21 protein-coding genes and 4 tRNA genes are annotated in these 23,523 nt (G+C 60.4%); 24 read left to right on the forward strand and 1 reads right to left on the reverse strand.

Annotation, left to right across the window (positions count from 1 at the left end; genetic code table 11):
* The first annotated feature begins 3 nt into the window (after positions 1 to 3).
* From ACQKEK_RS03625 to ACQKEK_RS03655, 7 genes are all read left to right on the forward strand, one after another.
* Positions 4 to 933: a LysR family transcriptional regulator gene (locus ACQKEK_RS03625; RefSeq protein WP_127838918.1), complete on the forward strand. Its 930-nt coding sequence runs from the start codon at positions 4 to 6 to the stop codon at positions 931 to 933.
* A gap of 63 nt (positions 934 to 996) precedes the next feature.
* Positions 997 to 2,478, forward strand: a complete 1,482-nt coding sequence (gene gltX, locus ACQKEK_RS03630) for a glutamate--tRNA ligase (RefSeq protein ID WP_499141069.1) — start codon at positions 997 to 999, stop codon at positions 2,476 to 2,478.
* Positions 2,479 to 2,646: 168 nt separating this feature from the next.
* A tRNA-Ala gene (locus ACQKEK_RS03635) sits at positions 2,647 to 2,722 on the forward strand.
* 49 nt (positions 2,723 to 2,771) lie between these two features.
* A tRNA-Glu gene (locus ACQKEK_RS03640) sits at positions 2,772 to 2,847 on the forward strand.
* 51 nt (positions 2,848 to 2,898) lie between these two features.
* Positions 2,899 to 2,974: transfer RNA gene (locus tag ACQKEK_RS03645), tRNA-Ala, on the forward strand.
* A gap of 46 nt (positions 2,975 to 3,020) precedes the next feature.
* A tRNA-Glu gene (locus ACQKEK_RS03650) sits at positions 3,021 to 3,096 on the forward strand.
* A gap of 215 nt (positions 3,097 to 3,311) precedes the next feature.
* Positions 3,312 to 3,761 (forward strand): acyl-CoA thioesterase, encoded by a 450-nt coding sequence (locus ACQKEK_RS03655; protein WP_045428595.1) that lies wholly within the window; start codon positions 3,312 to 3,314, stop codon positions 3,759 to 3,761.
* A 12-nt stretch (positions 3,762 to 3,773) separates the two neighbouring features.
* Here ACQKEK_RS03655 and ACQKEK_RS03660 read toward each other — a convergent pair whose 3' ends face one another.
* Positions 3,774 to 4,052 carry a hypothetical protein gene (locus tag ACQKEK_RS03660; RefSeq protein WP_499141071.1) on the reverse strand — a complete coding sequence of 93 codons (279 nt, stop codon included), beginning with the start codon at positions 4,050 to 4,052 and terminating at the stop codon, positions 3,774 to 3,776.
* 396 nt (positions 4,053 to 4,448) lie between these two features.
* On the opposite strand from ACQKEK_RS03660, the gene dinB reads away from it, so the two are divergent.
* The 17 genes from dinB to ACQKEK_RS03745 all read left to right on the forward strand — a co-directional run bounded on the left by dinB (position 4,449) and on the right by ACQKEK_RS03745 (position 23,436).
* The gene (dinB, locus tag ACQKEK_RS03665) at positions 4,449 to 5,504 is read left to right on the forward strand and encodes a DNA polymerase IV (RefSeq protein WP_499141351.1); all 1,056 of its coding nucleotides are present in this window, start codon (positions 4,449 to 4,451) and stop codon (positions 5,502 to 5,504) included.
* 335 nt (positions 5,505 to 5,839) lie between these two features.
* Positions 5,840 to 6,760 carry an MSHA biogenesis protein MshI gene (locus ACQKEK_RS03670; RefSeq protein ID WP_499141072.1) on the forward strand — a complete coding sequence of 307 codons (921 nt, stop codon included), beginning with the start codon at positions 5,840 to 5,842 and terminating at the stop codon, positions 6,758 to 6,760.
* The gene (locus tag ACQKEK_RS03675; protein ID WP_064482011.1) at positions 6,760 to 7,365 is read left to right on the forward strand and encodes a PilN domain-containing protein; all 606 of its coding nucleotides are present in this window, start codon (positions 6,760 to 6,762) and stop codon (positions 7,363 to 7,365) included. The genes ACQKEK_RS03670 and ACQKEK_RS03675 overlap by 1 nt, the downstream gene beginning before the upstream one ends.
* On the forward strand, positions 7,358 to 8,023 hold the full coding sequence (locus tag ACQKEK_RS03680) for a type II secretion system protein M (protein ID WP_463287563.1): 666 nt from the start codon (positions 7,358 to 7,360) through the stop codon (positions 8,021 to 8,023). Before ACQKEK_RS03675 ends, ACQKEK_RS03680 begins: the two co-directional genes overlap by 8 nt.
* Positions 8,016 to 8,348, forward strand: coding sequence for a type II secretion system protein N (locus ACQKEK_RS03685; protein ID WP_499141073.1), 333 nt, complete (start codon positions 8,016 to 8,018; stop codon positions 8,346 to 8,348). The genes ACQKEK_RS03680 and ACQKEK_RS03685 overlap by 8 nt, the downstream gene beginning before the upstream one ends.
* Positions 8,345 to 9,943, forward strand: coding sequence for a pilus (MSHA type) biogenesis protein MshL (mshL, locus tag ACQKEK_RS03690; protein WP_046161867.1), 1,599 nt, complete (start codon positions 8,345 to 8,347; stop codon positions 9,941 to 9,943). Before ACQKEK_RS03685 ends, mshL begins: the two co-directional genes overlap by 4 nt.
* A gap of 8 nt (positions 9,944 to 9,951) precedes the next feature.
* Positions 9,952 to 10,884 (forward strand): ExeA family protein, encoded by a 933-nt coding sequence (locus ACQKEK_RS03695; protein WP_499141075.1) that lies wholly within the window; start codon positions 9,952 to 9,954, stop codon positions 10,882 to 10,884.
* Positions 10,881 to 12,287, forward strand: coding sequence for a tetratricopeptide repeat protein (locus ACQKEK_RS03700; RefSeq protein ID WP_499141077.1), 1,407 nt, complete (start codon positions 10,881 to 10,883; stop codon positions 12,285 to 12,287). The genes ACQKEK_RS03695 and ACQKEK_RS03700 overlap by 4 nt, the downstream gene beginning before the upstream one ends.
* Positions 12,284 to 14,008, forward strand: coding sequence for a GspE/PulE family protein (locus ACQKEK_RS03705; protein WP_499141078.1), 1,725 nt, complete (start codon positions 12,284 to 12,286; stop codon positions 14,006 to 14,008). The genes ACQKEK_RS03700 and ACQKEK_RS03705 overlap by 4 nt, the downstream gene beginning before the upstream one ends.
* A gap of 318 nt (positions 14,009 to 14,326) precedes the next feature.
* On the forward strand, positions 14,327 to 15,565 hold the full coding sequence (locus ACQKEK_RS03710; protein ID WP_499141353.1) for a type II secretion system F family protein: 1,239 nt from the start codon (positions 14,327 to 14,329) through the stop codon (positions 15,563 to 15,565).
* Between the two features lie 165 nt (positions 15,566 to 15,730).
* Positions 15,731 to 16,234, forward strand: a complete 504-nt coding sequence (locus ACQKEK_RS03715; protein ID WP_499141079.1) for a type II secretion system protein — start codon at positions 15,731 to 15,733, stop codon at positions 16,232 to 16,234.
* A 25-nt stretch (positions 16,235 to 16,259) separates the two neighbouring features.
* A complete protein-coding gene (locus ACQKEK_RS03720; RefSeq protein ID WP_064482018.1) occupies positions 16,260 to 16,706 on the forward strand; it encodes a type II secretion system protein in 447 nt (148 codons plus the stop codon).
* 126 nt (positions 16,707 to 16,832) lie between these two features.
* Positions 16,833 to 17,279 carry a pilus assembly FimT family protein gene (locus ACQKEK_RS03725; RefSeq protein ID WP_499141080.1) on the forward strand — a complete coding sequence of 149 codons (447 nt, stop codon included), beginning with the start codon at positions 16,833 to 16,835 and terminating at the stop codon, positions 17,277 to 17,279.
* Positions 17,276 to 17,749, forward strand: coding sequence for a prepilin-type N-terminal cleavage/methylation domain-containing protein (locus ACQKEK_RS03730; protein ID WP_499141081.1), 474 nt, complete (start codon positions 17,276 to 17,278; stop codon positions 17,747 to 17,749). Before ACQKEK_RS03725 ends, ACQKEK_RS03730 begins: the two co-directional genes overlap by 4 nt.
* Positions 17,740 to 18,621 carry a PilW family protein gene (locus tag ACQKEK_RS03735; protein WP_499141082.1) on the forward strand — a complete coding sequence of 294 codons (882 nt, stop codon included), beginning with the start codon at positions 17,740 to 17,742 and terminating at the stop codon, positions 18,619 to 18,621. Before ACQKEK_RS03730 ends, ACQKEK_RS03735 begins: the two co-directional genes overlap by 10 nt.
* The gene (locus ACQKEK_RS03740; protein ID WP_499141083.1) at positions 18,611 to 19,039 is read left to right on the forward strand and encodes a pilus assembly PilX family protein; all 429 of its coding nucleotides are present in this window, start codon (positions 18,611 to 18,613) and stop codon (positions 19,037 to 19,039) included. Before ACQKEK_RS03735 ends, ACQKEK_RS03740 begins: the two co-directional genes overlap by 11 nt.
* Entirely contained in the window at positions 19,039 to 23,436 is a 4,398-nt protein-coding gene (locus ACQKEK_RS03745) for a LamG-like jellyroll fold domain-containing protein (protein WP_499141084.1), read from the forward strand. The genes ACQKEK_RS03740 and ACQKEK_RS03745 overlap by 1 nt, the downstream gene beginning before the upstream one ends.
* Positions 23,437 to 23,523: the final 87 nt, after the last annotated feature.

The raw sequence follows: 23,523 nt of genomic DNA on the forward strand, positions 1-23,523 counted from the left end.
GCAATGGGTCTGGATGACGCGCTGATCTTCACTCGTGTGGTCGAGTGCCACAGTTTTACCCAGGCGGCTTCGAGCCTGGCCATGCAGAAGTCAACGGTAAGCCGTCGTATCGTCCAGCTCGAAGAGCGGTTGGGCGTGCGGTTGATCAACCGCACCACGCGCCGCTTGCGGCTGACCGAAGTGGGGCAGGCATACTACGAGCGCTGTCGGCAGATCATGGTCGATTTCGCCGAAGCCGAGCAGGCCGTCATGCAGCTTCAGCAGGCGCCGGCCGGGCTGCTGCGAATCTCCGCGCCGATCGAATTTGGTCAGTGGATCCTGGGTCGAGTGCTGGGTGATTTCATGCGCTTGTATCCGGAGATCAATGCCGAAGTGGAACTGGCATCGAGGCACATCGACCCGGTAGAGGAGGGTGTCGACATCGTCATCTCGGTGGGGCAGCCCCAGGACTCCAGTTTGATCGGGCGTAAGCTCTTCGAGACCCGGCGGCGACTCTGCGCCAGTCCAGAATATCTGGCCCAGCATGGCGTGCCCACGCGGGCGGAGGATCTCGCCAGCCACCGCGCGATCACGCTGTCGCGCGACCCGGTGCGCTACTGGCCGATCCTCGAACAGAACGTCAGTTGCCGCCGGGTGCTGACCTGCAACAACATCACCTTTGCCCGCGAGGCTGCACTGGCCGGAGCAGGCATCGCGGCGCTACCGACCATGATCACCGATCAGGAGGTGCGTGAAGGTCATCTGGTCGAGCTTCTCCCAGATGTCGATCTGCCGATAGGCGAGGTGTATGCGGTCTATCCCTCGCGACGTTTTCAGGCGATGAAGGTCAAGGCGTTTCTTGATTTTCTGATGCAGTCGTTGCCAGTTGCGGAAGGCCGTCTGGTGGAGCCGGTGGATGCGCGCCTGTTAACATCGCGCCTTTACACGCGCTGACCCAGCCGGCCGAACCGGCTATCGCAGCCGCCGTGTCTTCCTGTGCCTTGATTCGAGAACATCATGACCACCGTTCGCACCCGTATCGCACCATCCCCTACCGGCGATCCGCATGTCGGCACCGCTTATATCGCGCTGTTCAACCTGTGCTTTGCGCGCCAGCACGGCGGCGAGTTCATCCTGCGCATTGAGGACACCGACCAGTTGCGTTCCACGCGCGAGTCGGAACAGCAGATCTATGACGCGCTGCGTTGGTTGGGCATCGAGTGGGACGAAGGCCCGGACGTGGGCGGTCCACACGGACCGTATCGGCAGAGCGAGCGCGGCGAGATCTACAAGAAGTATTCGGACGAGTTGGTCGCCAAGGGACATGCGTTCCCATGCTTCTGCAGTGCCGAGCGCCTGGATCAGGTGCGTGCCGAGCAGATGGCCAACAAGGAAACGCCGCGCTACGACGGGCATTGCATGCACATCCCGGCCGAAACCGCGCAGCAGCGCATTGCGGCGGGCGAGTCGCACGTGATCCGCATGAAGGTGCCGAGCGAGGGCATATGCCAGGTCAACGACATGCTCCGCGGCACGGTCGAAATCGGCTGGGATCGCATGGACATGCAGGTACTGATGAAGGCTGATGGTCTGCCGACCTACTTCCTGGCCAACGTCGTCGACGACCATCTGATGGGCATCACCCATGTGCTGCGCGGCGAGGAATGGCTGCCGTCGGCGCCGAAGCTGATCAAGCTCTACGAATATTTCGGTTGGGAACAGCCACAGCTCTGCTACATGCCACTGCTGCGCAACCCGGACAAGAGCAAGCTTTCCAAGCGCAAGAATCCCACTTCGGTGACTTTCTACGAGCGCATGGGTTTTATGCCCGAGGCGATGCTCAACTACCTGGGCCGCATGGGCTGGTCGATGCCGGACGAGCGCGAGAAATTCACGCTGGCGGAAATGATCGAACACTTCGACATCAATCGCGTCTCGCTGGGTGGACCGATCTTCGACGTCGAAAAGCTGTCCTGGCTCAACGGCCAGTGGCTGCGCGAGCTACCAGTCGAGCAGTTCGCAGCCGAGGTGCAGAGGTGGGCGTTCAACCCCGAGTACATGATGAAGATCGCGCCCCACGTGCAGCAGCGTGTCGAGACCTTCAGCCAGATCGCGCCATTGGCTGGCTTCTTCTTCTCCGGCGCACTGAACCTTGATCCGGCATTGTTCGAGCACAAGAAGCTCGACGCCACTCAGGTCCGTCAGGTGTTGCAGCTGACGCTGTGGAAGCTGGAAGCTTTGCGTCAGTGGGACAAAGAGCGCATCACCGAATGCATCCAAGCGGTTGGGGCGCATCTCGAATTGAAGCTGCGTGACGTCATGCCCTTGATGTTCGCCTCGATCACCGGCCAGGCCAGCTCCGTGTCGGTGCTCGACGCCATGGAGATCATCGGGCCCGACCTGACCCGCTTCCGTCTGCGTCAGGCGTTGGAGCTGTTGGGCGGCGCTTCGAAGAAAGAAGTGAAAGAGTGGGAAAAGCTCTTCGCCGCGATGGCGTGATCCGCGATGGCTTCTCGGGACGCGGTTGGCGCCGTCCCGCTGCTGTTCGGCGTTTGCCACTCGTCGCCGGTAAGTATTTGTTCTGATGCCAAAAAATCTTCGGGGTCAGGCAAAAATATCGTTGACACTCCGAGAGGCCGCACCTAATATGCGCCCCGTCCTCGAGATGGGGCTATAGCTCAGCTGGGAGAGCGCTTGCATGGCATGCAAGAGGTCGACGGTTCGATCCCGTCTAGCTCCACCAATCTCGATTGCCACACCGGTTCACGCCGGTTGCCTTTGAAGGGCTTTGCGTCCCCTTCGTCTAGTGGCCTAGGACACCGCCCTTTCACGGCGGTAACAGGGGTTCGAGTCCCCTAGGGGACGCCATTATTCAAAATCGCAACGCGAGAGCGGGGCGAGTCGAGAGACATTAAATCCGGGGCTATAGCTCAGCTGGGAGAGCGCTTGCATGGCATGCAAGAGGTCGACGGTTCGATCCCGTCTAGCTCCACCAATCCACGACAGGTCGTAGCGGTTACGGTTTGTTCATCGAAGGTTTCGTCCCCTTCGTCTAGTGGCCTAGGACACCGCCCTTTCACGGCGGTAACAGGGGTTCGAGTCCCCTAGGGGACGCCATTTTTTTTGCCCGTTTTGGGCATCAAAGGGTCATTTCTCACGAAATGACCCTTTTTGTTTTGCCCGCAATTTGAGCGTCGTCATCAGGGCGACATGGTCTGGCATGCTGAATGGTGGGCCATAGATCCGGCCCGCATGCGTGACAATCAGGCGGCAGGTGGCTTCCAATAGGCGATTCGGCCGCATCTGCGGCGCACAGCACAGCGAGGGTACGCATGATCTGGGACCAGGCCGACTCATTCGTCATCGATATTGACGTGCAATCCGAGCATATCGACGAGCTCGGCCACGCAAACAATGCGGTTTATGTGACTTGGCTGGAAACTTGCGCCTGGCAGCATTCGCAGCATCTGGGGCTTGGGCTGGGCGACTACCGTAGGCTTGATCGAGCGATGGCGGTACTGCGACACGAAATCGACTACTTGGCTGCTGCGTATCAGGGCGATCAATTGCAGCTCGGTACTTGGATCGTGGACTCCGATCAGCGACTGAAGATGAAACGTAATTTCCAGCTGATCCGGCCGGCGGACGGGGTGACGCTGTTACGTGCGCAAACCACCTTCGTCTGCATTCAGTTGTCTACCGGCAAGCCCAAGCGCATGCCGGGCGAGTTTGTCGAGGGGTATGGCAAGGCGCTGGTGCAGCCTTATCCCCTCGAACTCTGACCCCATTTATGATCAGCGCTGTTCCGGCTTGCTGACGTCTGCCTCGCGGCGTTCCTCGGCATCGCCGCGCCAATCGTCCTGCACCTCGTTTTCCATCTTCTGCTTGAGGGTCTCGGGGTCATTCTTGATGTTTGCCGTATCGGCGCGCTGGTGGTTTTCATTCATTGCGCTGCCCTGGGCCGTGCTTGACAAGCCAAGGTCTTCGTCGTCCTGCATGACTTCCTGATTGGCCATTGCTCCAGTCGCAAGCAGGCTGATGAAAAGGGCAGTGGCAATACTCAAGGTCTTCATCGGTAATCCTCCGGGTAGCTTGGAAGTGTTTGCTGCTCTACCTCTTAAATTCCGACTCGGTGGTCCGGGAATTGTTCGTGGGTAGCCGCATTGGCCGGGGCTTGCAAGCGATGGCGCGGCCTCTAGCGCCGCGCTTTCGTTCGTTTTACCTCTGGTCGGTTTGCCGCCCGAATGGTTTGTTCAGTTGAGTAAATACAGCGAATTGCCAGTGGCCGCCGGTTCCAAGAAGGTTCCGGAAAAGTGATCGCCTCGAGTCGCCGGCTCGCTTATCCGCTCATCCTCGCAATATCCTCGGGGCGACCCGGATCGGCCATAATGTCGCGCGGCCCGCTTCGCTCTTGATGGAGTTGTTCAAGGGGAGCGGCGATTTAGTCCAGTCACGAGTTTCTTACCGTTATCCCGTCCAGAAAAATCATCCATGTCGATTGCGATTGCTTCTATGCCGCGATCGAGATGCGCGACGATCCCAGTCTTGCCAACCGGCCTATCGCGGTTGGTGGCTTGGCTGATCGACGCGGCGTTATTGCCACCTGCAACTACGAAGCTCGCGCATACGGCGTGCGCTCCGCGATGGCCTCCGGTCATGCGCTGAAGCTGTGCCCGGACCTGCTGATCGTGCGGCCGCGGATGGATGCCTATAAGGAAGCTTCGCGCGAAATCCACGGGATTTTCCGGACCTACACCGATCTGATCGAACCCTTATCGCTCGACGAGGCTTTTCTCGATGTGAGTGGCTGCGAACATTTTGCCGGCAGCGCCACCCGCATCGCACAGGACATCCGCCGGCGAGTCTGGCGGCAGCTGCGCATCACGGTTTCAGCGGGCGTTGCGCCTAACAAGTTTCTGGCAAAGATCGCCAGCGACTGGAACAAGCCGGATGGTCTGTTCGTGATTACCCCGGATCAGGTGGACGATTTCGTACTCGCTCTGCCGGTCACCAAACTCCATGGTGTCGGCCGGGTGACGGCGGAGAAGCTGAAGCGCATGGGTATTCACACCTGCGCTGATCTGCGCAGCTGGAGGCGCCTTGATCTGGTTCGGGATTTCGGCTCGTTCGGTGAGCGACTGTGGGGGCTGGCGCATGGCGTCGACGAGCGCTTGGTTCAGGTCGAGAGCCGGCGCCAGTCGGTCAGCGTCGAGAATACCTACGAGCGCGACTTACCAGACCTCGCCGCCTGCCTTGAGCGACTTCCGGAGTTGCTCGAGCAACTCGCCGGCAGAATGGCGCGACTCGATAGCGGCTACCGGCCCGGCAAGCCGTTCGTGAAGTTGAAGTTCCATGACTTCACCCAGACGACCCTCGAACAGTCCGGTGCCGGACTGGAGCTTGAAGACTATTCCGACCTTCTGGCGGGCGCCTTTGCCCGTGGCAAGCGACCGGTGCGGTTGATTGGCGTCGGGGTTCGTTTGATCGACCTGCGAAGCGGCTTCGAGCAGTTGCGGTTGTTCTGATCGCCGTCCGTTGGTCATCCGTCTAAGCCCACCCTGCTTTTTGGTACGTCTGTTGCTTCAGCTGTTGCGACGTGGCCAAAGCTGCCACTTTTCCGGCGCGGATTGTTCAGACGCGCTCTGGCGACGAGTGGCCTAACTGAGGGGCAGCAGTGGCCGATACGGTGGAAGGTTTTTGACGCCTCGTCGTGAAGAGCAGAGGTGTCGGTGATTGGACTAGATAACGGTTTTTGTTAGGCTTCCTATATAGATGGCAATCTGATATCAGATTAGGTGCGTGTGTTCCGTCTCGTGTTTAGAGTTGTGCAAGTCGCGAAGCGGCAGGAGTGCCTTCCCTGATGGGGCTATTTTTCAAACGTCGCAAAGCCACCGCAATGGGGCTACTGGGTCTTGAGTTCGGGCCGCAAGGCGTCGCACTTGCGCAGGTTCAGCGTGCTGACGGCGAGACACCACAGTTGCTGCGTTGCGACTACCTTGAGGGTCAGCCGGAGGCGCAAGCTGAATTGCTCAAGCAAGCCGTTGCCGAGCATGGCCTGAACGGTATGTCGGTCAATCTCCTGCTGCACCCTTCGGCTTATCAAATGTTCCTGCTTGAAGCGCCAGAGGTACCGGCTGAAGAGCTGCGTGACGCCATGCGCTGGCGCGTCAAGGACTTGCTCAGCGAGCCGCTTGAAGACGTTGTCATCGATTGCTTTAGCCTTCCTGAGGACGCTTATCGTGGCCGCACGCGCATGGTTTATTGCGTGGTGCTGAAAAAGTCCCGGATGAATGAGTTTCGCTCACTCGTCCAGCATGCCGGCCTGACCCTGGCAAGCATCGACATTACTGAAATGGCCTTTCGCAACCTCGGGCTGCTGGCCGGTGCCGATGCCATCAATTTGGCGCTGTTGCGCCTACGTACCAGCGAAGGTTTGATCTGTGTACAGAACGGTGCCGATCTGTATATGGCACGGCGTATCGAACACGGTCTGGCACGTGCCGAGCAGGATCTGTCCAGCATGACCCTGGAGATCCAGCGCTCGCTCGACTACTACGAAAGTCAGCTGGGCAAAGGCTATATCAGCCGCCTGTTGCTGTTGCCGATGAAACAGGACGGTGAGCGGACCCATCAGGCGCTGGCGGCCGGGCTGGCTGTCAATCTGCAACGGCTGGATTTGCGTGAGCTGTTCCCGGGGCAGCCGGCCGGTGACCTCGCCGAATCGAGCCAGGCCTTCTGTATCGGCGCTGTCGGTGCCGCCCTGCGTCAGGATGCTTGCTGATGCAGAACATCAACCTCTATCAACGCGAACGCCGTAGCGGCGGTGGACCACGCCCCAGGCAGATGCAGCTGGGCGTCGTGTTGGTTATCGCAGTGCTGGCGATCCATGGCGCATGGCAGGGTTGGAAGCTGCATACCGCCGGCCAAGCTGCCGTACTCGCCGAACAACAGGCCGGGCAGGCAGAGGCCAGGCTGGACGTGGTCAAGGCGGATTTTCGCGAGCCGACGCTCGACCCGCGGCTTCCGCTGCAGTTGGCCGAGCGCGAAGCCGAGAACCGCGAGCTGCAACGACTCGCCGACCACCTCAAAACGTTGGATGCGCAGCGCAGCACCGGCTTCTCAGGGTTGCTGCAGGGCTTGGCTGATCGCCACCCGCCACAAGGGCTCTGGCTGACCCGGATTCGCCTGCAGGCGGGCGGGGATGAAATGGCATTGCAGGGGCTGACGCAGGATCAGGAACTCCTCCCGCTTTATTTGCAGAGCCTGGGTCAGAGCAGCGCGTTCAGCGGACGCGAGTTCGCCCGTTTCGATCTTCAGCGCGACGACAGCGATCTGCTGCAGTTCCGTTTGTCCTCACAGGCCGTAGTGGAGCAGGACGATGAATAAGCTCATCCAGCACTGGCAGGCGCTGGCGCCGCGCGAGCAATGGCTGACCTACGGGGTGGGGCTGTCGCTGCTGATCATGCTCTACGTGTTGTTGATCGCCGAGCCGCTGGGTCTGCGCATTGCCGCCGAAACCAGTCGGCAACAGGCTGCGCACACCCGTCTTCTCGCGGCTGAGAGCAGCCTGCTGGAAATCCAGGCCAAGCTTGCGGCCGATCCGAACCTGAGCTACCGGCAGGCACTGGCGGCTGCACAGGTCAGCCATGACGAGTTGCTGCAACGTATCGATCTGGAAACCAGCACGCTGGTATCGCCGACCCGGATGAAGGGGCTGCTGCAGGATCTGTTGCGTAACCAGACCCAGCTCAAACTGGTCGCCCTTGAAAGTTCGAGCGGGCCGCTCGCGGTGCCCGCTGCGGCAACGGCTGAGAGCAAGGAGCAAAAGACGCCACCGGTGGTGTTCTATCGCCATGGCCTGCGCCTGACCCTCGAAGGCGGCTATTTCGATCTACTGGCCTATCTCAACGCCGTCCAGGGGAGTGGCTGGCGTTTGCATTGGGACAGCCTGAACTACGAAGTCGGTGAGGAGGGTGCTGGCCGGGCTCGCGTCACCCTCGACTTGCATACCTTGAGTCGCGATGCGGGGTGGGTTGGTGTTTAGAACTGCGATCAAACTTCTCTGCCTGGCTTCGCTGTTCGGCGCCGCGCCTGTCGTCGCGCTGGATCCCACGCAACCGCCGGCCGGGCGGGCGGCTGGTGATGCGCCGGTAGACGCGGCTGCCAGCTTGCACCTGCAGGCGATCCTGCGTGGCCCCGGGCGTGCCAGCGCCGTGATCAACGGAAACAGCCTGCAGGTCGGAGACCGCGTGGGAGATGCTCGCATCCTTGCAATTCACCGGCACGCCGTCCTCATTGATCGCCAAGGTCAGCAGCAAGAACTGCACCTCAGCGCCCCCATCATCCAAACGAGCCGTACCCAGCCATGATGCCGACCCAGATGTCTCGCTTCGGCGTGTTGAGCCTGATCTGCCTGCTTTCTGCCTGTCAGACCTTCGAAGACGGCGATCAACGTCTGTACGAGCAGAGCAACCGCCTGTTCGAGGAAAGCCTGGAACAGAACCAGCTGAAAGTGGTTCCGCCAGTTTCGGTGCAGGCGGGACTGATCCCACCTTTGGCAGCCGACAAGCTCGTCGTCTCGGGGCCTCGGTTCGACGTGGCCGTCAGCGACATGCCGGCCCGCGAGTTCTTCCTCAGCCTGATGAACAGTGCCGGGGAAAATCTGCTGGTGCACCCCGGCGTGACCGGCAACGTAACCTTCAGTCTGCGTAACGTCACCCTCGAAGAAACCCTGGCGGCGGTTCGGGATAGCTACGGCTATGACTACCAGCGTACCGCCTACGGCTATCAGATCCAGCCGAACGAGGCGATTACCCGCACGTACGATCTCGACTATCTGAACGTCCAGCGCCAGGGTATGACCGACACCCGCGTAAGCTCGGGCCAGGTCACCAGCAGCGATAGCACCGGCGTCGGCGCGGCGGGCACCACGACCAGCAGTACCTCCTCGACGGTGAATGCCAGCCAGTTGTTGACCACCAGCAACGTGGACTTCTGGAGCGAAGTGCGAGCCGTGATCGAGATGATGATCGGCGGCGAAGAAGGCAATCAGGTCGTCGTGAATCCGCAAAGCGGATTGCTTGTGGTGCGAGCCTCCAGCGCGGATCAGCAGGCTGTAGAGCGCTTTCTGATCCTGGCGCAGCGCAACCTGCAACGTCAGGTCATCCTCGAAACCAAGATCCTCGAAGTGAATCTGTCCGATGGCTTTCAGTCCGGCATCAACTGGGCTCAGCTCGGCAGCATGGGCAATGCCGATTTCAGCCTTGGCGTGCAGGGCGACGCGCTGAGCGGGCCGAACAGCGTCGGCGGTGTGTTCAGTGCTGCGGTGCAGGTCGGTGATTTCAGCGGCGTGCTGCAACTGCTGGAGACCCAAGGCGAGGTACGTGTGCTGTCCAGCCCACGGATTTCGACACTGAACAACCAGAAAGCGGTCATCAAGGTCGGCACGGACGAGTTCTTCGTAACCGATGTTTCGACCACCACGACGTCGCTCGTGGGCGGCACCACTGCACCGGATCTGGACATCACCCTGACTCCGTTCTTCTCCGGCATATCGCTGGATGTCACCCCGCAGATCGATGAGAACGGCCAGGTCACGCTGCACGTGCGGCCGACCGTCAGCCGCGTGCAGGACCAGAACAAGACCATCCAGCTGGGCGGCTCGGACAATGTCTTCAATCTGCCGCTGGCGCTCTCGACTACACGTCAGTCCGATTCCATCGTGCGTGCCCGCAGCGGTCAGGTGGTGGTCATCGGCGGCCTGCTGGAAAACCGCAACACCAATACCGATGCAAACATCCCCTGGGCCTCGAAGCTGCCGATAGTGGGCACGCTGTTTCAGCAACAACGCAAAGCCTTGCTGCAGACCGAGCTGGTGATCCTCATGCGGCCACAAGTGGTGGACGATCAGGTCTGGTTGGATGATCTGCGTAAATCCGCCGAATCCTTCCGGTCGACCAGGTAACCGCCGGTATGTACGAAGCATTTTTCGGCCTGCGCGAGAAGCCATTCGCGCTGACACCGAACACAGGCTTCATGGTTCAGCTGGCGCCGTATCAGGCCTGCCTCAATCTGCTGCGCGTGGCGCTGGGTGAGGGCGAGGGCTTCATCAAGGTCACCGGGGAAGTGGGCACCGGCAAGACACTACTCTGTCGCGCGCTGCTCAACGAACTGGACGCCGCTCTCTATCAGGTCGCCTGGTTGCCGAATCCGACGTTGACGCCAATGGCCTTGCGCCAGGCGCTGGCGCACGAACTGCACATTGCCGAGGCGAGCGAGCTGGACAACCACGGCTTGCTCAACGCCCTCCACGCACGCTTGATCGAGCTGGCCGCGCAGGGCAAGAGCACCGTTCTGCTGATCGACGAAGCCCAGGCGCTGCCGACTGCGACGCTGGAAGCCTTGCGCCTGTTGACCAACCTCGAGACCGAACACGACAAGCTGTTGCAGGTGGTGCTGTTCGGTCAGCCGGAACTGGACGCGACCCTGGCCCGCGAAGACTTTCGTCAGCTGCGTCAGCGCATCACCTTTTCCTACAGCCTGCGCCCGCTGGATGTGAGCGATGCTACGCGCTACCTGCAGGAACGCCTGGCCGTGGCGGGTTATCGGGGCGAGCCGCTGTTCAAGGCTGCGGCGGTACGTTTGCTCGTGCGAGGCAGCGGCGGAATTCCGAGGTTGCTCAACATCCTGGCGAACAAATGCCTGATGGTGGCGTTCGGTGAAGGGGCACGTCAGGTCCTGACTCGGCATGTCCGCCGGGCGTTGGACGATACCGAAGGTACGAAGCCGTTCTGGCGAAACACCTCACGTCTTTTCGGCTGGAAGATGACCGCTGGGTGCCTGTCGCTGGCACTGATCGCCGGTGCCTGGCAATGGCTGGCGCAACTCACCGAGGTGCTGCCGTGAGCCTGGTCAACGACATGCTGCGGGATCTTGAGGCGCGCCGCGCGGCGCCGGCCGAACGTGAGCAGCTGGGTAGCCTTTATGCCGTGGACGAAGCCGCTGCGAAACGGCGTGAGGGCTATGAGCGCTTGCGCCGCGGGTTGCTGATCGTTGCCGCAATCGGGGTGCTGGCCGTTGCGCTGTTCCTGCTCTCCGGGCGCCTGCAACCGGCCGCGCAGCCCATGTCTGCGGCGCCCGTCGTTGTCCCGCCACCGGTCGAAGAAGTTGTGCCGATTCCAGAGCCTGTCGCGCTGACGCGACTGCTGGAGGTGTTGCCACAGAACGATGGGCGGCGTTTCGTCCTGCAGCTGCTACTCGATCGATCCGTCAGCTACCAGCGAATCGATACGAACGGCTCGGTCAGCTTCCGCCTCAGCGATGTGCAGTTCAAGGGCGAGGCCCGCACCGGGCGCATCGAGAAAGAAGGGCAGACGCTGTCTTGGCGCGTCGAGGCGCAGGACGGCAACGTTAATGTGCTGATCATCGGTTTCGGTGATCAGTTGAACGTGGCTGATCGCCTCGAAACGATCGGTGATCGCTCGCAGCTATGGTTGGACGTGTCGTTTGGCAGTGCGGCTGATGCCGATCCGCAGACCGAATCTATGCCGGTTGCCGAGTCGCCGGGTATGGACGAGGCGCAGTTGCCGGACTGGGTGACCCGGGACGTCGAGCCGGCTGAGACGCTCAACGAGTCGACCCGCGCCAAAACGAAACTTGAGCCCAAGGCCGTGCCCCGCGCTGCGGTTGCCGCAGAGCCCGTTGTGCCAGCAGGCGCTGGAAATATCACGATCGGTGCGCATCAGCCCGATGCACTGGCGCAGGCCCGCGACGCGCTGAGTCGGGGTGATCACCTATCGGCTATTCGGCAGCTGCAGGCACTGCACCAGGCACAACCGGATAGCGCGGAGATCAGCCGCTGGCTGGCTCGTGCCTACCTCAGCGCCGGCGATACCACCGCGTTGCTGAAATGGCTGCCGGCTCAGTTGCAGGCCCGCCCGTTCGATGCCGAGCTGCGTGAGTTGCTCGCGCGCGGCCAGTTGCAACTCGGCGATCAAGGCGCAGCCATCGCAACGTTGCAGCAGAACGCGCCGGCACTGCAGCGCAACACCGCGTATCACGCCTTGCTCGCTGCGCTGTACCAACAGGTCGGCGAGTGGTCCGCAAGCGCTGCGACCTACCGTCAGCTAATCGCTATTCAACCAGGGCAGGGCGCATGGCAGCTCGGCCTGGCCATCGCGCTGGAACAACTCGATCAGCCGGCACAGGCCGGTCGGCATTATCGCCAGGCATTGCAAGGGCAGGGCCTGGATGAAAGCGCGCGTCAGTTCGCCACTGAACGTGCCGGTTCCCTCGGAGGGACGCAATGACTCAGGACATCCGCCAGCGCAAGATTCGCCTCGGCGACCTCCTGGTCCAGGCCGGGCTGATCAGTGACGCTCAGTTGCAGCTCGCATTGCAGGACCAGAAGCGGACCGGCTCCAAGCTCGGTCGCACGGTACTGGATCTCGGTTTTATCGATGAAGGACGCCTGCTTCGGGCGCTTTCCGAGCAGTTGCAGATCCCCTTCGTCGAGCTCAAACACTACAAGTTCGACAATCAGCTGACCCAGAGCCTGCCCGAGGCAATGGCACGGCGTTTCCGCGTCATCGTGCTGTCGCGCCAGGCTGAGGGGCTGCTGGTCGGCATGACCGATCCGCTCGACCTCTTCGCCCAGGACGAAATGGAGCGTTTGCTGGGCAAGCGGGTATTCCCAGCGGTAGTCCGTGAAAGCGAGCTGCTGGGCGCCCTCGATCAGCTCTACCGACGCACTAGCGAAATCGCCTCGCTGGCCGGTGAGCTGGAAGGCGAACTGCAAGACAGCGATTTCGACTTGTCGCGCCTCGGTGCTGAGAGCAACAGCGACGCGCCTGTGGTGCGGCTGTTGCAGACGCTGTTCGAAGATGCCGTGCAGATGAAAGCTTCCGACATTCACATCGAACCCGACGAAGGCGTGGTGCGGATCCGTCAGCGTATCGACGGTGTACTCAACGAGCAGGTGATGAAAGAGCATCGCGTTGCTTCGGCGCTGGTCATGCGTTTGAAGATCATGTCCGGCCTGGACATCTCGGAGAAACGTTTGCCGCAGGATGGTCGCTTCAACATCCGGGTGAAGGGCCGCAACATTGATGTGCGTGTGTCGACGATGCCGGTGCAGTTCGGCGAATCGGTGGTGATGCGCCTGCTCGACCAGAGCGGGGCGATGTTTCAGCTCGACGGCACCGGCATGCCGGCGGCGATGCTCGAGCGCTTCCGTCGTCTGCTGCAACGTCCCCACGGCATGGTGCTGGTCACCGGGCCGACCGGCTCGGGTAAAACCACCACGCTCTATGCGGGACTTTCCGAGCTGAACAGCCCGGAGAAGAAAATCATCACCGTGGAAGATCCGGTGGAATACCGCCTGCCGCGGGTCAATCAGGTTCAGGTCAATGCCAAGATCGAGCTGACCTTCGCGCGCGTGCTGCGAGCCGCGCTGCGTCAGGACCCGGACATCGTGCTGGTCGGCGAGATCCGTGACCAGGAGACCGCCGAGATCGGCCTGCGTGCAGCGCTGACCGGTCACCTGGTGCTGTCGACGTTGCACACCAACGATGCCCTGACATCGGCCATGCGCCTGATCGACATGGGCGTGGAACCCTTCCTCGTCGCCACGGCGCTGAACGCGGTGCTGGCCCAGCGCCTCATTCGTCGCGTCTGTGAAAACTGCCAGGAAGAGCACCAGCCGGATCCGCGTCAGCTGGTCTGGCTGGAAACGCTGCACGGCGGGTCGCTGGCCGACAAGCGTTTCCGTCGCGGCAGCGGCTGCCACCAGTGCCACAACAGTGGTTACAGCGGCCGGATCGGTGTCTATGAGTTGCTCGAACTCGACGAACCGATGATCGCCGCGCTGCGTCGTGGTGATCCGCAAGGCTTCGCCGAAGCCGCGCGCAAGCAACCGCATTACCGGCCGCTGGCTGAATGTGCATTGGATTACGCCATTGCTGGCATCACCAGCGTCGATGAAGTGCTCAAGGTGTGCGCCACCCTGGTGGATGACGAGGTGACGGTGTGAACGCCCAGGCTGCGCCACGCCGCGCCGCTCCGGTAGGAGCCAGCTTGCTGGCGATCCGCAGCTGCTCGGACACCAGCGCCTATACCAATCCCGCCGAATGGGTTAGCGACCAACGCCCCAGTGGCGGGTCGCGTTCTCCCGGTGCCCCCAATCGCCGCGAGGGCGCGCCTCCTACAGGGTTCGGTGTGCACCGGCTGCTCTGGTGGGAGGCCCGACCTCGGGGCGATGCTTTTGGCGTCGCAGGGCGGTTGGAACCCGCGCGGCCATTGTTCATGTGCAGAATCGCGCCGGCCGGTGGCGACAGGGGGGGGCGTGCCTATGCCTAGCTTCCGCTACACCGGCCGCAACGCCCAAGGCGTCAAAGTTAGCGGCGCGCTCGAGGGTGCCAGCGCCGATACCGTCGCGGGCGAATTGCTGTCACGGCAAATCACCCCGCTGACAATCGAAGCCGGCGAGGCTCAAGCAGGCAGCGGTGATGCGTTGGCCATGCTGCGCGAAAAGCTCCGGCGCAAACGCGTCGATCTCGATGAGCTGATCATCTTCAGCCGCCAAATGTTCAGCCTGAGCAAGGCCGGTGTGCCGATCATCCGCGCTATCGGCGGTCTGGCAGAGTCGAACCGAAACCTGTTCTTCCGGCAGATCCTGCAGGACGTGCGCGCCAGCCTGGAGAGCGGTCAATCCATGGCCGTAGCGCTGAATGCCCATCCCAAAGTGTTCAACAACCTGTTCGTCAGCATGGTCAGTGTTGGCGAAAACACCGGCCAGCTCGACCAGGCCTTCAAACAGCTGTCGGCCTACCTCGAGCTGGAGCGCGAAACCCGCAAGCGCATCAAGCAGGCGACCCGTTATCCCATCTTTGTCATGGTCGCCATGGGCGTCGCGCTCGCAGTGATCAACCTACTGGTGATCCCGGCTTTCGCTAAGGTCTTCGCCCAGTTCCATGCCCAGTTGCCGTGGGCCACCCGCGTGCTGATCGGCACCTCCAATTTCATGCGCGATTATTGGTGGCTGTTGCTACTGGGCATCGTTGGCGGGCTCTACGCCTTCTTCAAATGGATCGAGACCGATGCCGGACGGCTCCAATGGGACCGCATCAAACTGCGCCTGCCCATTGTCGGCGGCATCTTCGAACGCATCGCCCTGGCGCGCTTCACCCGTACCTTCGCGATGATGTACCGCGCCGGCGTGCCGTTGCTGCAGACCCTCTCGATCAACAGCGCCAGCGTCGGCAACCAGCATATCGGCCAGGCGATTCTCGGCATCCGCGAAAGCGTCGAACGCGGCGAAGCGCTGACTCGCTCGGCCCACAACTCCGGCCTGTTCACCCCGCTTGTGCTGCAGATGATGGCCGTCGGTGAAGAAACCGGCGCGTTGGACGACCTCTTTATCGAAGTGGCTGATTTCTACGAACAGGAAGTCGACTACGACCTCAAGCAATTGGCCGACGCCATCGAGCCGATTCTTATCGTCTGCATGGGCGTGATGGTGCTGGTGCTGGCGCTCGGTGTGTTTTTGCCGATGTGGGAACTGGGCAGTGCGGCGCAGGGGAGGGGGTGAGACAACTGGCCGAAAGCTTGCTAAGGCCATGCACCGGCGGGTTTACCGTCAATCACTTGGCGTGACGTGCAAAAGAACGCTGACAGCTCAGGGAAGACGTGTCGGCACAGACAAAACGGTTCGGCTACGGAAAGGCCGCGTTGACCGGCAAAACGAGGAGCAGCAATGAGCAGGAACAAGGGTTTCACGATGATCGAGCTGGTGGTGGTAATCGCCATCCTCGGTATCCTGGCGGCGGTTGCGCTGCCGCGTTTTATCGATGTCGCAGATGATGCTCATGAGGCGTCCGTGCGAGGCGTCGGCGGTGCGCTGGCATCTGCCGTCATGCTCGCGCGTGCACAGTGGGAAGTTAACCGGGGCAAGGGCATAACGTCGAACGATAACGTTGTGGGCTTTGGCGCTGGCAACGTCGACGTCAATACCAGTGGCTGGCCGGTAGGTATCGATGGCGGTAACACCCTTGGTTCGGTTGCCGACTGTCAGGCGCTCTGGATCAACTTGCTGCAAGGGTCAGCGCCGACCATCACGGGAACTTCGCCGAACTACGTTGCCACAATGGCCGGCGGCACCGGTCAGGCCTGCACCTACACCTACCAGGGCCAAGACAAGAACGACACGATCGTTTACGACTCGGTGCTCGGTACGGTCGTCACCACTTTCAAACCGTAATACCAACTGCCTCGGGGGCATAGAAATGAAGAAACAACAAAGTGGTTTTACCATGATTGAACTGATTATGGTGATTGTAATTCTGGGGATCCTGGCGGCGTTTGCTTTGCCGAAGTTTGTCGACCTTGGGGGAGATGCCCGTGCGGCTACATTGCAGGCAGCCTACGGCTCGATGAAGTCGGCGTCAGCTATGGCCCATTCGTCTTGGTTGGCAAAGAATGGTAGTACCGATGTTGTCTCCGTGGAGGGCACGGATTACACAATGGCTAACGGGTACCCTGCCGCGGCAGATATCGCAGTGCTTGCTGGCATGTCAGTCGGAACGACATCCGATTTTGAACAGGTTGGAACCACGGGTGCTGTTTACAAGCCACGAGGAGCAACTTCCGATACTACTTGTATCGTGACCTATGTCGCGGCTACAGATACCGCCGCGCCACAGATTTCCATCGTTGCTTCGGACTGCAACTAAGTTCAGCGGCATATCAGGCTCAGTCGAGCAGCGAAACCGTGATACCGACATTCGTTGGAAGTTCCGGTAGTTGCTTTCACTCGCCCTGCGTGACCGATACCGTACTAGATTGCGCTTTGAGCTTCCATGACTGATCAGCATGGCTTCACCCTAGTAGAGCTGATACTGACGTTAGTCATAATCGGCATCCTCGCCGCTGTGGTGGGGCCGCGCTTCTTCGATCGAAAAGTGTTTGACGAGCGCCTTTTCTTCGAAGAAACGGTCTCGGCTGTGCGCTATGCGCAGAAGCTGGCGTTGGCCAGTGGCTGCCTGACCCAGGTCAGTCTTGACGATAAAAACGGCTACCGCTTGCGTCGAGCGGCCAACTGCGCGTCCGGTGAATACGTCGCTGAGGTGCAGGGGCCGGACGGCCAGATTCCATTCGCCAATACCGAGGTGCCAGCAGGCGTTTCGGTGTCGGCGACCAATTTTCCGGTGGTGTTCGACTCGCTGGGGCGTCCCTCCAGCGCGGCGAGTGCCACCATCGGTGCGTTCAGCTTCAGCGTGACCGCCGAAACCGGGCTGGTGCAATGAAGCGCCAGCAGGGTATGACGCTGATCGAGCTGGTGATCAGCATCGTGATCATCGGTATCGCAGCCGCAGCGCTGTTCACTGCCATGGCCTCGATAACGGCACGTTCTGCCGATCCGCTGCTGCGCCAGCAGAGCCTGGCGATTGCCGAGGCATATCTGGAAGAAATCGAGTTGCAGGCGTTTACCACGCAAGCGAACGCCGCGTGCAGCCCGGTGCGTGCCTGTTTCAACGACGTTCGCGACTACGCGGGGTTGTCCGAGGCGCCGCATGATGCCGTCGGTACCGCGATTGCTGACTTGGCAGCCTATGACGTTGCCGTTTCGGTGAACGGCCCAGATGCCTGGAGCGGCGTTCAGGCGCTACGCATTGACGTCACCGTAACGGACCCGGCCGGCGCCCCATTGCAGCTGAGTGGCTACCGTACGTGCTACGGCGAAACGGACCCATCGGGGGCGAGCCTATGCCCCTAAAGTTGCGCGGATTCACCCTGGTGGAGCTGGTTATGGTCATCGCATTGGCCGGGCTGGTGGCTGTGATGATTTCAACGGTGGTGGGTCGGCCAATGGAAAGCTTCACGGCGCAGAGTCGTCGTGCCGAGCTAGTAGACCTTGGTGCTGGCGCTATGCAGCGTATGGTGCGCGATGTGCGGCTCGCAGTGCCCAACTCGCTGCGGGTTGCAGCGGACGGCCAAGCCTTCGAGTTGCTGCTAATTCATAGCGCGGCGCGCTACAGGCCCAATCGCAACGACAGCGACGGTTTGCGCTTTGGCGAGGCCGCGACCAATTGCGGGAGCACCACAGCTGATAGTTCCTGTGATTCCGTGCAGGTCCTGACGCCTTCGCTCGATCTGTCCGGTGCACGCTGGCTGGTGCTCTACAACGTTGGCGCGCAATCGGGCACGACTCCCGTCGTAGGGGCAAATCTCTGGGCGGGCGGGAACCCCGGCGTGATTACGCCGACCGGCACGACCTTTACGCTGCGCAGCGGTGCGCCGACGAACGAGTCTCTCATCGCCCTCGGCAACCTGCCCACCGGTGGCTTTCGTTTCGCCTTCGCTTCGCCGCAGCGACGCCTGTATCTGGCTGAGCGTGTGGTGGGTTATCGCTGCCAGAATGGGCAGTTGATGCGCTACAGCTATAACCAACTGCTGGCGAGCCTGCCTTCGTCACCGCCGCCCGGGTCCGTGCCCCAATTACTTGCCAGTGATGTCAGCCAGTGCGAGTTCAGCTACCGAGCCGGCACAGCGCAGCGCGGTGGACTGCTGAGCCTCTCGCTTGGCATGACCCAGGCTGGCGAAACCCTTCGGTTGAATCAGCAGGTCCATGTAAACAATGTCCCTTGATCGCCCCTTCCCTGGACGCTCGGCCGGCTTCGGGCTGGTCGCGGCGCTGTTTCTGATGGTGATCGTAACTCTGATCATCCTAACGATGGCTCGACTGTCGACAGCCCAACACGGGACTATTAGCCTCGCCATTCAACAGACTCGTGCCTATCAGGCAGCTAACGCAGGACTCGAGTGGGGAATAGCGCGAGCGCTCGAAACCGGCGTTTGCGATCCGAACGCCTCTCCGCCGCTTAATGGCAGTGGTCTTGATGACTTCTTCCTGCGCGTCGAATGCGACTGGGACGATTACCCGGAAGCCGACGGAGGAAGCATTACCCTGTATCGCCTCGTTGCGACGGCACAAAACGGACAGCCTGGCGCGAAGCCGGACTACGCCTACCGACAACTGAGTGCCGTGGTGGAAAGGAAGCCCTGATGAAGAGAGCCGTGCGTAACGTCTTGCTCGCCTTTTTCGCCCTGGTTTGCTCTGGGCTGGCTTGGAGCGCGGACCTGGGAATCTGCTCGGAGAACTTCCCTGATGGCGTGCAGAGTCACAGCCGTGGTCAGATCTCTTTTGACGGCTTCGCCCAATTGCAAGGTAGTCCTGATGGTTTGCTACATGCCGGGACAATCTATCGACATTGGCTTTGGTCGTTGTTAGCACCAACCTGTTCGACGATGCAGTGCCAAGCCAGCGGCACTAACGGCCCGTCGCAGTCGGCAGGCAGTTTCCCAAGTTTCGTTGGTCAGAAGAACGTGCTTGTTAGTCCAAACCGGGTAGAGCGGCTGGACGCTGATTCGAGCAATCGCTATGGAGCCTGGGATATTAAGAGGCGTGGGCGTTTGGCTATCAGCAGCAACGGCCAAAAATTTTATATCGAAGAGGTGCGGATGGCGGATGACGCCATCCTTGAACTTTCGGCTGGCGATTATTGGATCGGGTCGATCAATACCGGCAAGGCTTCGCAGATCCAGGTCGTTGGCAACGGAAGGGTACGACTGTTCGTTCGTGACTCGGCTAGCTTTGGCGAACGCTCATTGCTCAATTCGCCCGCGAACGAGAGCACCGGGGCTCCGAGCAAGCTTTTCTTCTACGGCTACAAGAATGTCGGTTTTGGCACTAACTCGACCATTAGCGGTTATTTATACAGTGAGCAAAACGTCACTCTTGGGGACACATCATCGCTCTACGGCGCCGTGACAGCTGCGAACATTTCACTAGGTTCGAATGCGACCGTTGTGTATATGGCACCAACTGGTAGCTGTGCCAAGCCCACTGAGCTTCGGTTGAGCTGGTTGCTCGATGAAGGGAGCTGGACCGGGGCGCTCGGTGAGGTCAAGGATGCATCAGGAAACGGACTTGCGGGTCGGTCAGTTAACGGTGCCATGACTGACTTTGCCGAGCCTGCGTTAAAAGAGGTGGGTAATCTTGGTACCTGTGGATATGGGCGCTTCCGATCTGCTTCACAACAGTATGTTCAAACGCCCCACAATGATCTGTTGACTCTGCAAGATAGTTTCACGATCGGGTTATGGGTTAAGCCCAGAAGCCTTCCTCCTACTGATCTCATGTCGATCCTTTCAAAAGACGAGAACTACGAATTTCATCTGAACCCCGACGGTACGGTGAACTGGTGGTGGCGGACCACCGGGCCGACTTCAGCGGTCCATTTCAACAGCAACAAAGCGCTAAAAGTCGGGGAGTGGAGTCATGTTCTGATCCGTTACACGCCTGGTGATCAGCGGATTTTCATTAACGGTGCCGAGGCTGGGAGAGCGAAGTTTTCTGGAACACCGGTGGCCAACACCGATCCGTTGCAACTGGGGTGGGACCAGTTGGCTGGCCGCTATTTCAACGGTGAACTGGATGAGCTCCGCATTTATGACGGCGCTCTCAGCGATAGGGAGGTTGCCGCGTTGGCAGCGGAACGACACGCTTGCTCGCGTCGGCTCCAATGCTTCGGCGATACCTTCGATGACGCGCTCAGTAACGATTGGGTAGCTTCCAGCCGTGGCAGGACGGCCTTCACGCCAGCTGTTTACGACGAGCGCCTCCGGTTGACCAGTAACGCTACTAACGTAGCTACGGCCACAGCTCTGCAAAAGCTCTTCCCCGCACAGGGAAACTTCATCCAGGTCGAGTTCGATTATTACGCTTACAACGGCACCGGTGCCGATGGCATAGCGGTCATCTTGTCCGATGCTACTCAGACCCCTCAGCCGGGTGGATTCGGGGGCTCACTAGGGTATGCGCAACTCAACGACAACGCGAATAAGGTCAGCGGTTTTGCGGGCGGATGGCTCGGGATCGCTCTAGACGAGTACGGTAACTTCTCTACCCGGGGCGAAGGGCGCGAGGGGGGGCGAACCGACCGGATACCAGACTCAGTAAGCATGCGGGGCGCGGGCAATGGGCTCGTTGGCTATCGTTACCTGGCCGGCACGGAAAGCTCGCTCCGCCTGGGCGTTGACGATGCGAGGAGTAAAAGTGCAGCGCCCGGGCATCGGTATAGGATTACTGTCGATGCACGGAATGAAGGCCAGGCACTAGTTACGGTAGAACGCAAAACGGACTCAGGATTCGAAGTGCTGCCCAACCTGAACAAGTACAACGTTATGGCTAGTGTCAACGGCCAGCCGCCGATGCCAGATCGGTTCTTCCTGTCCTTTACAGGCTCCACTGGCGCGTCGACCAACATCCACGAAATCGACAACCTGAATGTCTGTGCGACTGAAATCGAGGCCATCGGCCAGCAGATTCATCATTTCGACTTGCGCTATTCCCCAACTTCGCTGACCTGCAATCCGCAAGACGTGACGGTGACTGCCTGCCTGAATGCTGACTGCTCACAGGTCTACATCGACGCTGTAACGGCGACTCTTACCGCCGAAGATGCAGTATGGAAGGGCGGTAACCAGCTGAGTTTTTCCGGCGGGACTGCAAAAGCTATGGTTCAAGTAACCCGCCCTGGGGATGCGACAATTGGGGTCGGCGGATCCACGCCCCCGGCTCTGTCCTTCGGCGAAACCACCTGCTCCACGGGTGGGTGCAAACTGGTAGGCGTGGAGAGCGGATTTATCGTCGACGTACCAACACTCATCGCCAACCGTCCTCAATCCAATGTCTGGTTACGTGCAGTGAAGGCCGATGCAAAGGACCCGCAAAAGTGCGTGGCTGGGTTTGGCGGCGGGAGCAAAAGTATCGGCTTTAATGCCACCTACGATTCGCCGAGTACCGGCAGCCGGGCGGTTAGCATCAACGACACGCCAATCAGTACGACGCCAACTGGTTCGGCAGCCGAGTTCACGCCGCTGACGTTGACTTTCAATGACGAGGCCACAGCCCCTTTGACAGTCAGCTATTCCGATGCGGGGCGGATAAACTTCAACGTCCGGTATGCGCCCACCGAGGGAGATGAGCGCGGGCTGGTCATGGTGGCGGCAGATCAGTTCGTCAGCAAACCTTACGGAATCCACATCGAGACCGATATCGACAAGCGCCCAGCGAACAAGCGCTGCAATGGAGCCACGATAGATGAATGTCGAGAAGTCTTCGTCGCCGCAGGAGAGCCGTTTCCGGTGCGCTTCAGGGCGGTCGGGTGGGACGGCTCTGATAGCGAGCCGCGGACTGCACAAGCGCTGGCGGATAACATCACCACACCTAACTTTGTACTGAGTGCCGCGAGCGGTGCTGTCAGGTTGGAGCATACGCTGATGGCGCCAGCCGACGGCGATCTCGGGGCTCTTGGCGTGACGTCCTATAACCATGCACCAGGCGAAATGACTACTGTGGAGGCACAAAGCATTTCCGAGGTTGGGATCTTCCAGCTCACTGCCAGTCCGAACCGAGGCGTCAGTTACCTCGGTGAGTCCGTCGAAGGGGGAGTCAGCAACTTCATTGGTCGTCTTATCCCGGCTCGTCTTGGGGTAGTTGCGGCTGCCAGTCTTACTCCAAGTTGCGGCGCGTTCAGCTATCAGGGGCAACCTATCGACTTCGCCTCGGGTCTTGAGCCGCAGGTAACGGTGACTGGTTACAACAGCGCCGGGTCGGTCACGAAAAACTATGATCGCGAACCGTTCTGGCGGCTGGGCTCGCCGACTCGTGAGGCCTATCGATCAATCGTCGGCAAGAACGCGCTGGATGATCGTCTGATAACGTTGGGTTCTCCAGATGAGGTAATCGAAGGTATCAACGACGGTAATGGTTCACGGAAGTTTCGTTGGTCCGGCGAGCAGCTTATCTACGAACCGGGTGGCGCGCCTTCGCCAGATGATCTTCCCTTCGTTGCTGTCGTGGAACAGACACTCCCGGCAGCAGGCCTAACGGATCTGGATGGAGCCTGTCACTCAACAGCTGGCTTTGGTTGCCAGTCATACACTTACGAATTTACGCAGAGTCCTGGCAGCGAAATACGACTTGGCCGGCTATCACTCGGCAACGCTCACGGTTCGGAGCTGCAGGGACTGGATATGCCGGTAACTATCGAAACTTGGCAGGCACTTGGGACGGTCCTCGGCTTCCGGCCGGAGGACGATCAATGCACAGTTTCTGCAACGGTAGGCGAGCCGTCGCTGCAGGCATTCAATGGTGGTCTTTCGCAGGGGGAAACTTCGGCGACGGTGAGCATACTGCCTGGCGGCAAAGGTGCCTTGGGGCTGAGCGCGCCGGGGCAGGGCAATCAAGGTGGCGTTAAGGTTGCACTTCCATTCATGCCTGAATGGCTCAAGTACGACTGGGCCGGGAAAGGGAGGGAATCTGCAACCGGGCTGGCAAGCTTTGGCATCTACCGCGGCTCACCACCGCTTATCTTCCGCCGCGAACTGTATCGCTAGCAACGCCGAAGGGCCGCTATTGCCGCCCTTCGGCTGAGAGATAAAAGAGGGGAATCCCTGGCCTGCCTGTACCAGGGTCCCCAAAAC

Origin of the sequence: Pseudomonas sp. NPDC077408 (assembly GCF_050269105.1) — a bacterium.
GTDB lineage: Bacteria > Pseudomonadota > Gammaproteobacteria > Pseudomonadales > Pseudomonadaceae > Stutzerimonas.

Coding starts and splice junctions, on each gene's coding strand:
- ACQKEK_RS03625 (WP_127838918.1), top strand. CDS start 4: ATGGGTCTGGATGACGCGCTGATCTTCACTCGTGTGGTCGAGTGCCAC.
- ACQKEK_RS03720 (WP_064482018.1), top strand. CDS start 16,260: ATGAAGAAACAACAAAGTGGTTTTACCATGATTGAACTGATTATGGTG.
- ACQKEK_RS03660 (WP_499141071.1), bottom strand. CDS start 4,052: ATGAAGACCTTGAGTATTGCCACTGCCCTTTTCATCAGCCTGCTTGCG.
- ACQKEK_RS03695 (WP_499141075.1), top strand. CDS start 9,952: ATGTACGAAGCATTTTTCGGCCTGCGCGAGAAGCCATTCGCGCTGACA.
- ACQKEK_RS03655 (WP_045428595.1), top strand. CDS start 3,312: ATGATCTGGGACCAGGCCGACTCATTCGTCATCGATATTGACGTGCAA.
- ACQKEK_RS03710 (WP_499141353.1), top strand. CDS start 14,327: ATGCCTAGCTTCCGCTACACCGGCCGCAACGCCCAAGGCGTCAAAGTT.
- ACQKEK_RS03725 (WP_499141080.1), top strand. CDS start 16,833: ATGACTGATCAGCATGGCTTCACCCTAGTAGAGCTGATACTGACGTTA.
- ACQKEK_RS03675 (WP_064482011.1), top strand. CDS start 6,760: ATGCAGAACATCAACCTCTATCAACGCGAACGCCGTAGCGGCGGTGGA.
- ACQKEK_RS03745 (WP_499141084.1), top strand. CDS start 19,039: ATGAAGAGAGCCGTGCGTAACGTCTTGCTCGCCTTTTTCGCCCTGGTT.
- mshL (WP_046161867.1), top strand. CDS start 8,345: ATGATGCCGACCCAGATGTCTCGCTTCGGCGTGTTGAGCCTGATCTGC.
- gltX (WP_499141069.1), top strand. CDS start 997: ATGACCACCGTTCGCACCCGTATCGCACCATCCCCTACCGGCGATCCG.
- ACQKEK_RS03680 (WP_463287563.1), top strand. CDS start 7,358: ATGAATAAGCTCATCCAGCACTGGCAGGCGCTGGCGCCGCGCGAGCAA.
- ACQKEK_RS03730 (WP_499141081.1), top strand. CDS start 17,276: ATGAAGCGCCAGCAGGGTATGACGCTGATCGAGCTGGTGATCAGCATC.
- ACQKEK_RS03735 (WP_499141082.1), top strand. CDS start 17,740: ATGCCCCTAAAGTTGCGCGGATTCACCCTGGTGGAGCTGGTTATGGTC.
- ACQKEK_RS03705 (WP_499141078.1), top strand. CDS start 12,284: ATGACTCAGGACATCCGCCAGCGCAAGATTCGCCTCGGCGACCTCCTG.
- ACQKEK_RS03740 (WP_499141083.1), top strand. CDS start 18,611: ATGTCCCTTGATCGCCCCTTCCCTGGACGCTCGGCCGGCTTCGGGCTG.
- ACQKEK_RS03670 (WP_499141072.1), top strand. CDS start 5,840: ATGGGGCTATTTTTCAAACGTCGCAAAGCCACCGCAATGGGGCTACTG.
- ACQKEK_RS03715 (WP_499141079.1), top strand. CDS start 15,731: ATGAGCAGGAACAAGGGTTTCACGATGATCGAGCTGGTGGTGGTAATC.